Origin of the sequence: Chitinophaga varians (assembly GCF_014529945.1) — a bacterium.
Lineage (GTDB): Bacteria > Bacteroidota > Bacteroidia > Chitinophagales > Chitinophagaceae > Chitinophaga > Chitinophaga varians.
Map to the genome: position 1 here is coordinate 564861 of NZ_JACVFB010000004.1, position 15385 is coordinate 580245.

At 49.3% G+C, this 15385-nt stretch carries 15 protein-coding genes; 8 read left to right on the forward strand and 7 right to left on the reverse strand.

Features of this window, described 5'->3' with window-relative positions; all coding sequences use genetic code 11:
* Positions 1-317: 317 nt before the first annotated feature.
* Positions 318-1586: an aspartate kinase gene (locus ICL55_RS22660; RefSeq protein ID WP_188101633.1), complete on the reverse strand. Its 1269-nt coding sequence runs from the start codon at positions 1584-1586 to the stop codon at positions 318-320.
* A 144-nt stretch (positions 1587-1730) separates the two neighbouring features.
* Between ICL55_RS22660 and fbp the strand changes: the two genes are divergently transcribed.
* The 5 genes from fbp to ICL55_RS22685 all read left to right on the forward strand — a co-directional run bounded on the left by fbp (position 1731) and on the right by ICL55_RS22685 (position 5456).
* Positions 1731-2741 carry a class 1 fructose-bisphosphatase gene (fbp, locus tag ICL55_RS22665; protein WP_188101635.1) on the forward strand — a complete coding sequence of 337 codons (1011 nt, stop codon included), beginning with the start codon at positions 1731-1733 and terminating at the stop codon, positions 2739-2741.
* Positions 2742-2905: 164 nt separating this feature from the next.
* Positions 2906-3397: a CAP domain-containing protein gene (locus tag ICL55_RS22670; RefSeq protein ID WP_188101638.1), complete on the forward strand. Its 492-nt coding sequence runs from the start codon at positions 2906-2908 to the stop codon at positions 3395-3397.
* A 188-nt stretch (positions 3398-3585) separates the two neighbouring features.
* Positions 3586-4350, forward strand: a complete 765-nt coding sequence (locus ICL55_RS22675; protein ID WP_188101641.1) for an ABC transporter ATP-binding protein — start codon at positions 3586-3588, stop codon at positions 4348-4350.
* A gap of 11 nt (positions 4351-4361) precedes the next feature.
* Positions 4362-4889, forward strand: a complete 528-nt coding sequence (locus tag ICL55_RS22680; RefSeq protein WP_188101643.1) for a YfiT family bacillithiol transferase — start codon at positions 4362-4364, stop codon at positions 4887-4889.
* A 15-nt stretch (positions 4890-4904) separates the two neighbouring features.
* Complete coding sequence (locus ICL55_RS22685; protein ID WP_223151552.1) at positions 4905-5456, forward strand: NUDIX hydrolase; 552 nt, start codon at positions 4905-4907, stop codon at positions 5454-5456.
* On the opposite strand, the gene ICL55_RS22690 is transcribed toward ICL55_RS22685, so the two are convergent.
* From ICL55_RS22690 to ICL55_RS22700, 3 genes are all read right to left on the reverse strand, one after another.
* Positions 5457-6746, reverse strand: coding sequence for a bifunctional folylpolyglutamate synthase/dihydrofolate synthase (locus ICL55_RS22690; protein WP_188101645.1), 1290 nt, complete (start codon positions 6744-6746; stop codon positions 5457-5459).
* Between the two features lie 9 nt (positions 6747-6755).
* Complete coding sequence (locus ICL55_RS22695; RefSeq protein WP_188101647.1) at positions 6756-8204, reverse strand: DUF5723 family protein; 1449 nt, start codon at positions 8202-8204, stop codon at positions 6756-6758.
* 137 nt (positions 8205-8341) lie between these two features.
* Positions 8342-9238: an energy transducer TonB gene (locus ICL55_RS22700; protein ID WP_188101649.1), complete on the reverse strand. Its 897-nt coding sequence runs from the start codon at positions 9236-9238 to the stop codon at positions 8342-8344.
* Between the two features lie 140 nt (positions 9239-9378).
* Between ICL55_RS22700 and ICL55_RS22705 the strand changes: the two genes are divergently transcribed.
* Positions 9379-10608 carry an MFS transporter gene (locus tag ICL55_RS22705; protein ID WP_188101652.1) on the forward strand — a complete coding sequence of 410 codons (1230 nt, stop codon included), beginning with the start codon at positions 9379-9381 and terminating at the stop codon, positions 10606-10608.
* A 68-nt stretch (positions 10609-10676) separates the two neighbouring features.
* Positions 10677-11606, forward strand: coding sequence for an AraC family transcriptional regulator (locus tag ICL55_RS22710; protein ID WP_188101654.1), 930 nt, complete (start codon positions 10677-10679; stop codon positions 11604-11606).
* On the opposite strand, the gene ICL55_RS22715 is transcribed toward ICL55_RS22710, so the two are convergent.
* From ICL55_RS22715 to ICL55_RS22725, 3 genes are all read right to left on the reverse strand, one after another.
* Complete coding sequence (locus ICL55_RS22715; protein ID WP_188101656.1) at positions 11603-12898, reverse strand: radical SAM family protein; 1296 nt, start codon at positions 12896-12898, stop codon at positions 11603-11605. The two genes, ICL55_RS22710 and ICL55_RS22715, sit on opposite strands and share 4 nt — an antisense overlap.
* Positions 12899-13015: 117 nt before the next feature.
* A complete protein-coding gene (locus tag ICL55_RS22720; RefSeq protein WP_188101658.1) occupies positions 13016-13603 on the reverse strand; it encodes a hypothetical protein in 588 nt (195 codons plus the stop codon).
* A gap of 4 nt (positions 13604-13607) precedes the next feature.
* Complete coding sequence (locus tag ICL55_RS22725) at positions 13608-14651, reverse strand: agmatinase family protein (protein ID WP_188101661.1); 1044 nt, start codon at positions 14649-14651, stop codon at positions 13608-13610.
* 237 nt (positions 14652-14888) lie between these two features.
* Here ICL55_RS22725 and ICL55_RS22730 point away from each other — a divergent pair, with 237 nt between their 5' ends.
* Positions 14889-15287, forward strand: a complete 399-nt coding sequence (locus ICL55_RS22730) for a cytochrome c maturation protein CcmE domain-containing protein (protein WP_168868929.1) — start codon at positions 14889-14891, stop codon at positions 15285-15287.
* Positions 15288-15385: the final 98 nt, after the last annotated feature.

A 15385-nucleotide genomic window follows, 5' to 3' on the forward strand; every position in this document is an offset into this window, starting at 1 on the left:
CTCCGGGCAAAAAATTTTTTTTCCAGTGGGTGCAGGGGCTCATATCCAATCTCAAAGCAGTGGAAACCAATATAAAATTAAGCAGGGAATTGATTCAGGAACGGGGAATGGTATGGTTGTTAAAATCCGGGGATAAGCGGTTGGTTCTCGCAAAGAAATCACGCAAAGGCGCTAAGCAGCAAAGACGCAAAGATGATGCAAGCGAACAGAGAAAACAAAGGAGCGGAGATCACATTTGATCTCCGCTCCTTTGCTTTCTTATAATTCTTAAAGATTTATTCTTTGCGTCTTTGCTGCTTAGCGCCTTTGCGTGAACCCTACTTCTTGAGCAGCCGTTGTACGGTTACCTGAGAGCGCTGTTCCAGCAACACCGTATGGTGGTTGCTGAGGTCTTCCAGGAGGCCGTCCTGGTAGTAACGCACGGTCAGCAGTTCGAGGGATTCGTTGTAAGAGATTTTAAAGTCGTTATGCAACGCTTTGATCAGCAGCTCAATCTTTTCCGGATTATGGTCAATACAGCAGGAGAAGGTGATGGCGCCGTTCTGCATCAGGTTGATCTTCACTTTCAGCCGGTGGAAAGTTTCATAGATATCGCTGATCTTATCTTCTGTGATAAAAGCGTAGTCTTTGGAAGTAAGGGTCAGCAATACCTGGTTCCTTTTCAGCACAATGATAGGAGGCAGCTGCCGGGTGTCTGCCTGTTCCTTGATGATGGTGCCGGGCAGGTTCTTATCGAGGAAACATTTTACCAGCAGCGGGATCTGTTTGTTCTGTAAGGGTTTGATGGTTTTCGGGTGAATCACCTGGGCACCATAGTAAGCCATTTCAATCACTTCCCCGTAGCTGATCTCCGGAATATTGACGGTATTGGGGAACAGTTTAGGGTCGGCATTTTTGAGGCCTTCCACGTCTTTCCAGATAGTCTGACTTTCAGCATCGAGCATATTGGCGAATACGGCGGCGGAGTAGTCGGAACCTTCCCGGCCCAGCGTCACGCTTTCGTTCTGGTCGGTGCTGCCGATAAAGCCCTGTGCAATCACGATGTTGGTCTGATTAAACAACGGCACTACTTTTTCGGTCACCTGTTTCTGGGTAAAGGCCCAGTCGATATTGGCATCCCGGAAGTTATCGTCGGTACGGAACACGTCCCGGACATCTACCCAGGTATTGGATAAACCTATGGTGTTAAAGAAGGCGCTGACGATAGCGGTACTGAGTAGTTCGCCCATGCCTACCAGCTGATCATAGTAGTAATCATAAGCCCTGATCGGTTTTTCGCCCAGCGTCCATTCCGCTTCGGTGAAGAATTGTTGCAGTTGCTGGAAAAGCGGATGCTGACGGGAACCCAGCAGGGACTCGGCCACCTGGATATGGTGTTGCTCCACATTGTACAGCAACTGCGCAGCGATCTCCCTTTTACGCATGTAAAAGTTCTGCGCCACCTTTTCCAGTTCATTGGTCGTTTTACCCATGGCTGAGATAACGATCAGGAGTTTATCATCCGGAAATGACTGGACGATCTGTGCTACTTGCTTAATGCGTTCAACACTTTCTAAACTTGCGCCGCCAAACTTGAAAACCTTCATATGATAGTTTGTCCTTTTAAAAAATTATTTGGCAAAGTAAGGCAAGTTTAGAATTGTTTTAAAATCTGTTTACAGATAAATGACATTTCCCTTAAAATAAGCGCGTATTCCTTTAATTTCGTTCCGGAAAACTGAAATAACATTATGAATCACAAGGAAAAAGTAATGACGCTGGATGAATTCACCATCCAGGAATTACGTAACTATCCCGGTGCTACCGGCCAGTTGTCAGGTTTACTGCGTGATATTGGTCTGGCAGCAAAAAGGGTAAATGTGGAGGTAAACAAGGCCGGTATTGCCGATATTCTGGGCGAAGCCGGGAAAACCAATGTTCAGGGGGAATCCGTAAAGAAGCTCGACGAATTTGCCAATGAACAGTTTATCAATTCGCTGCGTACCAGCATTTACTGCTGCGGGCTGGCCTCTGAAGAGGAGGAGCACTTCATCGCTTTCACCGACGAACACTCAAAGAAATCCAAATATGTGGTATTGCTCGATCCGTTGGACGGTTCCAGCAATATCGATGTGAATGTCTCCATCGGCACTATCTTCTCCGTTTACCGCCGCCTGTCGCCGGAAGGAGAGGAGTGTAACCTGGAAGATTTCCTGCAGCCGGGCACGCAGCAGATCGCGGCCGGTTATATCATCTACGGGTCTTCCACGATGATGGTATATGCTACGCGTCGTAGCGTACAGGGCTTCACACTCGATCCTTCCATCGGGGAGTTCTGCCTGTCGCACCCCAACCTGAAATGCCCGCCGGAAAGCGACATCTTCTCCGTCAATGTAGGTTACTATTACCTGTATGAAGAGAGAGTACGCCAGTCCATCGATCATTTTATGGCGCGGGATGAAAACGACCGTATCTACCGGCATCGTTTCGTAGGCTGTATGGTGGCGGAAATCCATCGTACGCTGATACAGGGCGGTATCTTCATGTACCCCGCTTTCGGTAAGTACAAGTCGGGCCGTCTGCGGCTCTGTTATGAGTGTAATCCCATGTCTTTCCTCATGGAAAAAGCAGGCGGCATGGCAATGGCCAACAGCCGTCAACGCCTGCTGGAGCTGAAACCGGCGCAGCTGCATCAGCGGGTGCCTATTTTCATCGGCTCCAAAAATATGATGGAGACCTGGAAAGACATCATGAACAAATAGCGGAACACGCTTTGTTAATTGCATATCAAAAGAGGCCCGGGCGTGCAATAGCAACGTCCGGGTCTTCGTTTTTTAATAAGCTGTAATAAAGTTATCCACGCTCGATAATTTGGTACGGCACTTGCTTGCATGCTGAATATTATCATTATTAACCATCAGTTTTTATGTCCATTTTGAAAAGCCGCAGTATCCTGGTATTACTGCTCGCACTGTTTGCCGCATTTCAGGTAAGCGCGTGTTCACGTGCCACCAGCCGTGCAGACAGCACCACCACAACAGGAGGAAGTCTCGAAGAACAGATCCTCTATTACACGAACAAATTCCGTCAATCCAAAGGCCTGAAACCCCTGCAGCTGGATGAAACCATCAGCCAGCAGGCGCGCCGCCACAGCCGGGACATGGCCAATGGCAGTACCGGTTTTGGACACGAAGGTTTTGAGGACCGCGTGGCTATCGTCTCCAAAAAGATGGGCCGCGTAGGAGCCGCCGCTGAAAACGTGGCCTATGGCACCCTCGACGCAGAAGCAGTAGTGGATGGCTGGATCAAAAGCCCCGGCCACCGGCGCAACATGCTGGGTGACTATAACCTGATCGGTATAGGCACCGCCGGAAAAGGCAGAATTACCTTCTTTACGCAGGTGTTTATTAAGCACTAGCTGAATGACGGATTTACGGATTTACGGATTTTGGAATTTTTTGATTTCGGGATTTAAACGGGAAAACAATTTTTATTTCAATATTTAAATATTTGATTGTCAAAATATATGATCTCTTCCCAATTTAAATCCCGAAATCAAAAAATTCCAAAATCCGTAAATCCGTAAATGTTTTATAATTTGGTGGCATGGAAAAGAACAAGATCATTGAGGTGAAGAACCTGGTGAAAAAATACGGGGAATTCACCGCAGTAAAGGGTATCAGCTTTGATGTGTACGAACATGAGATATTCGGCCTGTTAGGCCCTAACGGCGCCGGTAAGTCTACTACCCTGGAGATCATTGAAACATTACGCGACAAAACAGAAGGCAAAGTGACCGTCGGTGGATTCGATCTGGACGCCGCCCCTAACGATATTAAAAAAATCATCGGTGTACAGCTGCAAAGCTCCGGCTACTATCCCGGATTGAACCTGGTAGAGCTGATCGAGATGTTCGGCGGCCTGTACAACCAGCCGGTGGAACCCATGGAACTGTTACGCCTCTTCAACCTCGAAGACAAGGCCAGGTCCAAGTACAAAGAACTCTCCGGTGGCCAGAAACAACGTTTCTCTATCGCCACCACCCTGATCAACAAGCCCCGCATCATCTTCCTCGACGAGCCCACTACCGGCCTCGATCCGCAGGCAAGACGCAATCTGTGGGACCTTATCCTGCAGGTACGGGCACAGGGAACTACCGTTGTGATCACCACCCACTATATGGATGAAGCTGAATTCCTGTGCGACCGTTGCGCCATCGTGGACAGCGGACAGGTGATCGCTATTGACTCGCCCGACGCCCTCATCGATAACCTCGTGTCTAAAGGGTTCGAGCGCAGCAAAGAAGTGAAGAAGGCCAATCTGGAAGATGTATTCATCCATCTTACCGGAAAAGATCTTCGCGAGTCTTAATAAACCCGCTTATGGAAGCATTACAATATCCTATCGGTCGTTTTGAACCGCTGCCGGATTATAGTCCCGCCATGTTGCGGGAATATATCAATGATATCCGCGACCTGCCCACCCTGGTGGAATTGGCCGTGCAAAACCTGGACGCTTTCCAGCTGCAGAAGCCTTACCGGCCCGGCGGTTGGAATATCCAACAGGTGGTACATCATCTGGCAGACAGCCATATCAATGCTATTGCCCGTGTGAAAATGGCACTGACAGAAGAAAAACCTATTATTAAACCATACGATGAAGCTGCCTGGGCGGAGCTGGAAGACGTGAAAAACACACCCATCAATGTGTCTGTCACACTGTTGCACGCCCTGCACACCCGTTGGGCCAACCTCATGGACCGCCTGACGCCCGAACAATGGGAACGTTCTTTCATTCACCCGGAACATGGCCGGCGCTTTAACCTGAAAACCGTGGCCGCTAACTATGCCTGGCACGGAAAGCACCACCTCGGCCATATACAGGGACTGAAGGAACGCATGAACTGGTAAAGTATTATTATGAATATGGATTGGAAACTGCTGTCGTCTGAATATCTCTTCAAAGACGACTGGTTAACCGCGCGCAAAGACAAATGCATTACCCCACAGGGGACAATTGTTGAACCTTACTACGTACTGGAATATAACGATTGGGTAAATGCGGTGGCTGTCACGGAAGATGGCCAGGTGATCATGATCCGCCAATACCGCCAGGGTATCGGTCAGACACTGCTCGAAATTCCCGGTGGCACCATGGACAAAACAGATCCTTCGCCTGAATTTGCGATGGGACGCGAACTGCTGGAAGAAACCGGCTATGAATTCAAAGAATTGATATCACTGGGGAAAGTGGCTGCCAATACCGCCTCCAGTAACAACTACACCCATATGTTCCTCGCTACCGGCGGCCGTAAAGTGAAAGAACAACAATTGGACCATAACGAGGAAATTGAGGTGGTGCTGATGTCCGTTCCCGAAGTGCAGCAGCTGATACTGGACAATAAAATTGTTCACAGCCTGCATGTGACAGGCCTGATGTATGCGCTGCTACACATGGGACGTATGGAGATGAAATAATTACATCGCTTCTGCCACGATAAAGAAGCTGCCGCATACCAGGATCATATCTTCCGGTTTGGCATGTTGGCGGGCTGCCTGCAACGCGGCTTGTACGGACTCGTAAGCCCGTCCCTGCAATCCGTGTTGGGCGCCCATTTCAGCCAGCGCTACTTCATCCAGCGCCCGTGGCAATTGCGCCCTGCAGAAATAATAAGTGGCCGTAGAAGGGAAAAGCGGCAGTACATTTTCTACCTCTTTATCTTTTACAAAACCCGTAACAATATGCAGCTGCTGGTAGTTGACATGCTCCAGTTGCTGCACTACCTCTCTGATACCGGCTTCATTATGGCCTACATCCATCACCGTGAGCGGATGTTCGCCCACTACTTCCCAGCGCCCCCGCAGCCCGGTCAGCTTGCGCACATGCGATAAAGCAGCGGATACGTGGTCCCAGGTGATGTGCCACCCCTGTTGCTGTAATAACCTGACGGCTGATAAAACCCCCATCACGTTCTTTTCCTGATATTGCCCGCTGAGGTCCAGCCTGAAATGATACATCTTGTTTTGTCGTGTATCCAGCAACGTTAGATCCAGATGGTTGTCTTTGATATTGCTGCCGTCCACCATCCATTCCTGGTCTGCAAAATGAATAGGGGAGCCTGTTTCAGCTGCCTTGCCCTGGAACACCCATTGTATTTCGGACTGCGTTTCACTGATCACCACCGGCACCCCGGCTTTGATAATACCGGCTTTCTCGGAGGCAATTAGTGGGAGGGTGTCTCCTAAAATATTTTTATGGTCGAAGCTGATGTTGGTAATGAGAGAGAGTTCCGGCGTAATCACATTCGTGCTGTCCAATCGGCCGCCCAGCCCCACTTCTATAATAGCGATGTCCACTTTTTCCTGTGAAAAATATTGAAAAGCCATGGCTACGGTCAACTCAAAAAAAGAGGGTGCAATGGTTTCAATGAACGGTCGCATATTGTTGGTGAAGTCCACTACAAAGTCTTCCGACGCTACCTGCCCGTTAATACGGATACGCTCCCGGAAGTCCAGCAGGTGTGGCGAGGTATACAGGCCTGTTTTGTAGCCCGCCTGTTGCAGGATAGCTGCCAGCATATGACTGGTAGAGCCTTTACCGTTAGTGCCGGCAACGTGTATGGTTTTGAAAGTATGCTGCGGATTGTTGAGCTGCGCTAATAAAGCGACGGTATTGTGCAGGTCTGTTTTATAAGCACTGGCCCCTACTTTGGTAAACATGGGCAGTTGTGCGTAGAGATAATCCAGTGCTTCCTGATATGCGTTCATAAAGGTAAATTAATAATTTACCGGACATCCCAGCTGGCCTTTGCCTTTATTGCGCTTGCCCAGCATGCCCGGATTGAGCCGCAAAGCTACGAAAGCATCCGAATGGTTGATGCGGTGTTGGAAAAGCGTGGTAAAAAGACTGTAAGAACCCACCACCAACGGACCGATACGGAAGCCGGCGCCTACATCTGCCTGCCCGTTGTGGTTAATAACAAACGGCATATAGGCGCCAAACAGTTCTGTTTCGTAGCGCGGTGTAATTAACAACTGGGTCATGGCATATGTTCTGGCCAGGCCGCTTTTTCCTGCATTGAGGGCAATGACAGCGTTGGCGCTGACAAAGAAGCGGCTGTCGATGTTGTAATCAGCCATCAGGTTGAGAGAGGCAGGCAAAACCATCACAAAGCTGCTGTCCTCACCGGCAATGGGGGTGAAATAGCGGTTCAACCGGCGGGAGTATTGTTTCAGGCTTTCATTGTTTTTGTAAGTGATATCGTTCGGATTGAAGTTGTCTTTCGTTAGATCGAGATCGGTGTTGTAAGCGCCTTTTTTATATTTAATCCGGCCGATGTCATTGATGGACAAGCCAAGGCGGAATTTATAGTCGTCGGCATCGGTGCCCTCATACTTGCCGAAGCCGCCGTTGTCCGGGCGGTATTCGTAGATCACGCCGAGATCGAAGCCTACGCCGTTGTTGTGAAAGAGCTGCAGATTACGGGTGTCGGGTTTCTGCCAGTGGTCCAGCTCTTCACTGTAGGCGTAACGGAGGGTGCCACTGGTGATGTCTGCGTTGCGTTTGGTGTTGAGTACAAAATTAACGTCGGCAGCCTGTGAGTAACCCGCTGCAATGCCGCTCAGCAGTTTTACCGTAACACCGGCTTTCCAGCGACTGGTATATCCTTCATGAATGGTGCGGGCGTAGCTGAAACCCAGTTCATTCCACATATGTGCGCCTACGCCTACTTTTTCTATACTCATGTCTTTTCCGCGGTATTGCAGATTGGGGAAGTCGTTCCCGAAGAAGTTGGCGAGTGGCGTGGGCAGGTTACCTCCGCTGGCGCTGGCGCGTACCCGCCATACAAAGGAAACGGATTGTTTCTCATCGATGGCATACAACACAGAAGGCATTACTATTTCGGCCATTACCCATCCGTTCTGTTTCCGGTTGGCCGTGGTATCCAGAAAATAGTCCTGGTTACGTACCCATTTGTTGCGGGGGGGAGGATTTAACAGGACGGATTTGGGCACTTTCACGTAGGTGTTGCCACCTTTCACGTCGGCGCCGATAATATTTACGTCCCACTTGTAACGATACCCTGCCGCGCTGGCGGGGTTGGAGAGTACACCGTAAATACCGGCGTAGTTGCTGGTATTATAACCGGGAAATGATTGTGCCATGGCGGCATAGGCCGGCCATAAAAATAACATAGTGCTGAACAGGATTCGGTGCATTCTCATCGTTGGCGAATAAAAAAACAGGTTTCTCAAAAAGGTTTATGATCTACTTTTGATAGCATAGGACATAAAAAGGACATTTTTTGATTTCCTCACTTCCAATCAAAAAATCCTTCCATCAAAAAATTACAACGTATTGGCTATTCGGCTTTAAAATAAAAGCGGATGGTACCGAACTGCACTTCCGGCGCGTCCGGATTGGCATTGTATTTTAACTGACCGTTGAGTGCAGCTTTCCGCGCAATGTCTATCAGTTGCGGATTGCTGAGGGTAGACCCTTTCATGCTGAACGTGGCAGCGATCACATTTCCTTTCTGGTCTACTTTGATATTGACAGCTATGTAACCGGACTCGGTGCCGTCGTAGGTAACGCTCGGCCGGCTGATAAGATTACGTCCATTGAGGCGGAAATCGGAACGTCCGCCACCGAGGCCACCGCCCGTATAGCCTTTGGCGTTAGGGTCGCCATTGAGCTGGCCTCTGTCGCCGGGCTTGCCGGTATTACCCTCACCCGTGGAGTTATTGGACCCCTGCGCGCCATTGCCGCTATTGGCGTTGGTGCTGGTGCCGCCGGAATAAACCGCTTTAGGCTGAGGTTTGGGTGCAGGGGGAGTTGGTTTGGGCTCTGCTGCCGGTTTCTTCACCGGTTTGGTTACCGGCTTGGGTTCCAGCTTTTTAGGCAGTTCCTTCGGTTTTTCTACCGGTTTCTCCGGCTTTTTTATTTCAGGTGCTTCTTCATCATCCTGTGTGGCCACTTCCTGCGGCGCGCTGTTATCTTTTTCAGTGGCAGCGGGTTGTTCGCTTTCCGCGGGAGCAGGGGTGGATTCCGCTGCGCTGGGAGGATTGGGGTTGAGTGGCTGTTCATCGCCCATCCCGTCATCGGAGGTACCGAGGTTTACTTCCATCCCCAGGTCCTGGTCGGGCAGGGGTGGTGGCGCCGAGAAACCGGCAAATACCAGTGCTACTAACAGCAGCGCATGTACGCCGATCGTTACTCCTAATGCCTGAATATTTTTTTTGCGGTTGTTTTCCTCCATGATAGCTGATTAAGCGCCAGTAAGCGTCAAAGTTAAACTTTTGAATGAAAAAAAATATAGATACAGCGATCTGAATTTATCATCTTTGCAAAAACTATGCTGTTAATCCTAATTGTTGCATTTTATTTTGCGGCTGTTGTATGAATTTGCTCAAACAAACTATCCGTCTTTACCAGAACGCCTATACGGGACTTTCTCCGGCTACCTGGTGGCTGTCACTGGTGTTGCTGATCAACCGCAGCGGCGCTATGGTGGTTCCCTTCCTGACAGTATATCTGACAGCTCATCTGCATTTTTCCATCGCCCAGGCCGGACTGGTAATGGCCTGTTTCGGTTCCGGCGCTATTGTAGGCGCCATGTTGGGCGGTTGGCTGTCTGATCGCATCGGCTTTTACCAGGTACAGTTCTGGAGCCTCCTTTCTAACGGTTTATTGCTCATTTTATTGGGACAGATGCGCACCTTCCCGCAGATATGCGGGTGCGTATTTGTGCTAAGCTCTGTGGGAGATGCTTTCCGGCCGGCCAACAGCATTGCGATTGCAGCCTACAGCGCTCCGCAGAACCGTACCCGGTCTTATTCGCTCAACCGCCTGGCGGTCAACCTGGGCTGGTCTGTAGGGCCCGCACTGGGTGGGATATTAGCCAGCATCAGCTACCAATGGCTGTTCTGGGTGGATGGTGGCACCTGTATCGTGGCGGCTGTGCTGATGCGTATTTTCCTGCCGCCGGTGCCGGCGCCCGCTAAACCGGAAAAGACTGTCGCTACCGGAAAAACAGAAAATGTATGGCAGGACAGCCTGTATCTCTGGTTCCTGTTGTTCGGCATGATCAATGCCATCTGCCTCTTCCAGTTCTCCAGTATGGTCCCGTTGTATTTCAAAGAAGTAATACGTATGCAGGAATGGGCGATCGGGCTCAATATGTCACTCAACGGGTTGCTGATTGTGATGGTGGAGATGGTCATGATCCATCACCTGGATGGTAAACTTCCCAACCTCTCTTATGTATCCCGGGGAGCCATGATGGTCTGTTTAGCCTATCTGTTGCTCTGTGTGCTGCCACCGGTATGGGGTATCGCCGCGGTGTTTATGATAGTAGTCACTTTTGGGGAGATGCTCTGTCTGCCTTTTATGAACAGTTTCTGGATTAGCCGGAGCCAGGACCATAACCGTGGACAATATGCGGCGCTCTATACCATTTCCTATTCACTGGCTACTGTAGTATCGCCTACCAGCGGGGCTTTTGTGGTGCAGCACGTAGGCTTTACGTATTGGTGGGCCATTACCGCGGGAGGCTGTGTCCTGTCTGCTTTAGGGTTCCGGTGGCTGCAACAGAAGCGGGCGCGTGCTGAAAAAATGATAGCAGCGTAATTGTTCAACACTTAACGGATATTGTCCGGGAATAACTAATTTTGCCCAAAAAGGAGTAAAATTGGTAAATGAAAGTAATTCAATTTACTGTTCCGGTAGCTGAGGAAGGGTCTGTGGTCATCCAGGAGGACATACTTCCTTATTTCTACAATTACCTGCACCGTCATAAAGAGGCGCAGCTTACCCTCATCATCAAAGGGGAAGGCACCCTGATTGCAGGTAGTTATACCCAGCCGTTCAAAGCCGGCGATATTTACGTGATCGGCGCCAACCAGCCACACATGTTCAAAGGCGATGCCCGCTACTTTGAAAACCTGAAAGAGAAGAACATCCACGCCATCCATATTTTCTTTGATCATGATAACGCGCTGAAAGGCATGCTGGCATTGCCGGAGCTGGAGTCTGTCCGTAAGTTCCTGCAACTGACCCGTTCCAGCCTGCAGCTGCCGGCTGCTTATGAAGAGAAAACTGCCGCGGAAATTATGCGGCTTTGTAAACTTACCGGGGCGGAGCGATTGTTTGCCTTCATGTCGCTGCTGACTTATTTCTCCCGGCAGGTGAAGGACTGGAAATCACTGTCCACCGGCTTCCTGCGTCATGCCTATAGTGAATCAGAAGGGTTGCGCATGAATGACATTTACCAGTATACGCTGGAACACTATGCCGAAAATATCTCTCTGGCGAGAATAGCTTCCGTGGCACATCTGACTACCTACGCGTTCTGTAAATACTTCAAGAAACACACCCGTAAAACGTACCTCGAATTCCTCAACGAAATCCGTATCAACGCGGCCTGCAAGAAAATCATCAATGGCGATGCGGAAAGTATTGCCTCGGTGGCATATGCTACGGGGTATAACAATCCCATTACGTTCAACCGGGTATTCCGGAAAGTGACGGGCATGTCACCGTCTGCCTATGCGCGTCAATACCGTTTCGGGCAAGAGAACGCGCAGAGGAGCGGCTTTATCAGTGAGTGGGAGGAAGTAGCGCTTTAGTGAGCGAAATCAGCCATGTAGTCGCCTTTGATGCGCTCCATGGGCGGGTTGAAATAACCAAACTTCAGGTCGGGAAACTCTTCGTGTATCATTTCCTGTAACTGTTTGATGCCCATGCAGGGACCAGGCTCCGTAATGCCCAGTTTACCAAGGTACCAGTCAGGATCGATGTTGAAGTTGCGCCACTGGATCATATTCAGGCCGGTTTCCCGGATCAGTTTACGCAGGGCTTCATACTCCTCTTCTGTGTCGGTCATCCCCGGAAAAACAAAATAATTGATGGAAGTCCATCCATTAAATTCCCGCACCACTTTCAGGCTTTCGATGATATCCTCAAACGCGTAGTTGTTGGGGCGGTAATACGGCGTGTAGTACTTTTCCTGAGCGGAGTTGAGGCTCACCCGGATACTATTGAGGCCCGCTTCGCAGAGCGCGCGTACAGCATCGGGTTTGCTGCCGTTGGTGTTGATATTGATACTGCCTTTAGGCGTATGCTTACGTATCTGGATGATAGACTCACGGATGGTTTCCCACATCAGCAGCGGTTCGCCTTCACAACCCTGGCCAAAGCTCACGATCGGGTAGGGCGCTGTTTCCAGATGTGGTACGGTATATTCCACGATTTCTTCCGCGGTAGGCTTGAAGCGGAGGCGGTCTTGTGTAGACACGATGGTTTCATCTTCCGGCTGGAAGGAGATACAACCCACGCAGTTAGCGTTACAGGCCGGAGAGGAAGGAATCGGGCATTCCCATCTTCCCATAAAATAATTACGGGCAGCAGGACATTCGTAGGTGAGGGCGCAGTTTTCTGCCAGGTGCTTTACCAGCCTGTTGTGCGGGTAAGCATCTATCAGTTGTTTTACTCCTTGTTTTACTTTTTTGGCATCAAAGCCGGCACATTCCTGACGGATATCGGCTTCAATGCGGGTAGCGGGCACATAGAACTTGCCATCGAGCCAGCCTACTGCGGTGTAGCAAAACAGCGGCAGGGTGGGAGCGTCGGGCATGGTTTCATACGCTGCCAGGTAAAACCCGGTATGGGCTGGCGGAATAAACGCCGCTACGGCCCAACCTTTGTCACACAGGCCCATTTCACCGGTGGCAACGTCGATGCCGATGCCGCGGCGGCCGGGCAGTTCATACAGATTACCGCCTTCAGGAAGCTCGATCCATTCTTCCGGATCAATAGGGAAAGCATCCCAGCCACTACGGCCTACCACCTCCATAGAGGTGTCTTCAAAGATGTTTCCTTTCCCGTCGGAGTATAATATGTAAGGTGTTTGTTTCAGCATAATTTTAGTTATTCATTTTATTATTTTGGCATTTAAATATTCTATCGCCGTTTGTCATTAAGCCATTGCTATTCAGTCATTCAATGATAAAATATCCAAATAAAAAAATAACAAAATCTATGTAAGTCTTTCCCGGAAAAATCCGTTCATTTTTTCACGTTGTTCCTGCCCGGGCTCATCCAGCACTTCCAGTTGAATGATTTTGTTGGATTTGAAATCCAGGGTGAACAGGTCATCACGCAAAATTACGTTATTCAGCTCGTTCCAGCCAATGCGTTTCTCGGAGAACGTAGTGGGCAGGGTGATGCCGGTATTGTCCATTTTCACGTATACAGGCTGGAAGATCTTGTATTCCATCCAGCCGATGTAGGCCATACCAATGCCTACCACGAACATCAGCAGACCGGTAATGGGCTGCTGATGTCCCAGAAAATACAGGCTGCCGCTTAAACAGATAAATGCCTGCAGCAGTCTGGCGATACTGTTGGTTTCACTGAACTTCCGCGTGCGCTTCACCACAAACGGGAAGGCAAGAGACAGCAGCCCTACCATCATAAAGAAGCCTACCAGCAGCCAGTTGGGCTGAGCGCTTTTATAGATGCCGATGGCATCGAAGAGAAACAGGATGCCCACCAGCCCGTGCATGACCGGCAACAGCCGGAGCCTGCTGGCAGTAGCCGGCTGCATGATACGCAAACTATACATAGGCTTATGAATTAGCGCTAATCAGCAGATTACAGAGTTTAAACAGTACACGCGCACCTACGTTGGCGTCCCAGTCGTCATGAGAGGCGCTCACCTCGTTGAGGTCAAAGCCGATCAGCTGACGGCCGCTGGCCAGTAAGCGTTTGAATAAATAATATATCTGCTCTGCCTCAAAACCACCAGCTACCGGTGTACCGGTGTGCGGGCACAGTTTAGGGTCGAGACCGTCAATGTCGAAACTGATATACACCTGTTGCGGCAGGGTTTCAATAATGCTGTCGCAGATGGATTTCCAGGTTTCACCTTCAAACTGGCGTTCTTTGATCTGTTTGTCGAAGAAGGTCACCACACGGCCATTGCTATTGTTGATATAATCCACTTCTTCTTCGCAGTAGTCACGGATGCCCACCTGCACCAGTTTGGTCAGCTGGGGTACTTCTGCCAGCGCATTATACATAATGGAGGCATGGGAGTAATGGAAACCTTCGTACCCGTCACGCAGATCGCAGTGTGCGTCTATCTGAAGGATACCAAAATCGCCTTTATGTTCGCCGATGGCTTTGAAAAAGCCCAGCGGGGTGCTGTGGTCGCCACCCAGCAGACCTACCAGTTTGCCTTTTCCCAGCAACTGTTTGGTCTGGTTGTATACCCACTCGTTCATGGCGCGGGTACCATTGTTGACATCCACCAGCGTTTTCTTCAGAAATTCATTTTCAGAGATATCTCCGCCTTCGGTCAGGAATTTCAGGTACAGTTCTGCTTCTTTGCGCAGATAATCGCTGCGCAGCAGCAGGTGTTTGTCCGGCTCACGCATGAAAAAACCCTGTTTCCAGCCGTCCTTTACATCAGCATCGTACAGGTCTACCTGAAAGGAAGCCCGGAAAATATGTTCCGGTCCGCGTGCTGTACCATTACTATAAGATACGGTCACTTCCCAGGGCACAGGTAACAGCACCAGCCTGGCCTCTTCCTCAGAAAAAGGTAAACCAAAAATGTTGTTGGACAACAACCCCACCGAGTTTGGGTCAAATTGAGATAAATCAGCCATGATATAATCTTACTTTTCAAAATTCCGCGCAAAGATAGTATTATGTTTACTTACAGCGTCCTTCCCATAAAAAGAATTACCTTTTATATAAATTTTGTCGGAAGACGGTCATTTTGCGTTAATTTTGCCCCGTGAATTGGAAAGAGATAAATGCAGGTAGGGTAAGATAAATGGAGAATCGTTGCTGGTAGCGGATTTTACAACCTGTGTCACAACAATAGGGAAGATAATTTTCATATGAAAAAGACAAATATTATTCTGCTGGTGGTCATTGCGGTTGCAATTGGTGTGATTGTAACCATGGTAGGCGATTTTAGTACCTATGAAACTTTTGCCACAGCACGCGAGAAAGAGGGGAAAGAGTTCCATGTGATCGGTAAGCTGGACACCCTGCAGGCGATGCACTACGATCCGATAAAGGATGCAAACCTATTCAGCTTCTACGTACACGATAAAACAGGCGAAACCCGCAAAGTCGTTTTCTACGGCGCCAAACCTACAGATTTTGAAAAAGCGGAATCCGTGGTCCTCACCGGAAAAATGGATGGAAATGAGTTCCATTGCAGTAAAATCCTCATGAAATGCCCGTCTAAATACAAAGACGATCAGGTAGTCGTGGGCAACAAACAGCTTTAAAAATTTTCAGATTTAGATATTTTGTCATTTGGCTATTGGGTTTCCAATAATAAAATAGCTAAATAAAAAAATATTTAAATTCTTCAATCTATATATCA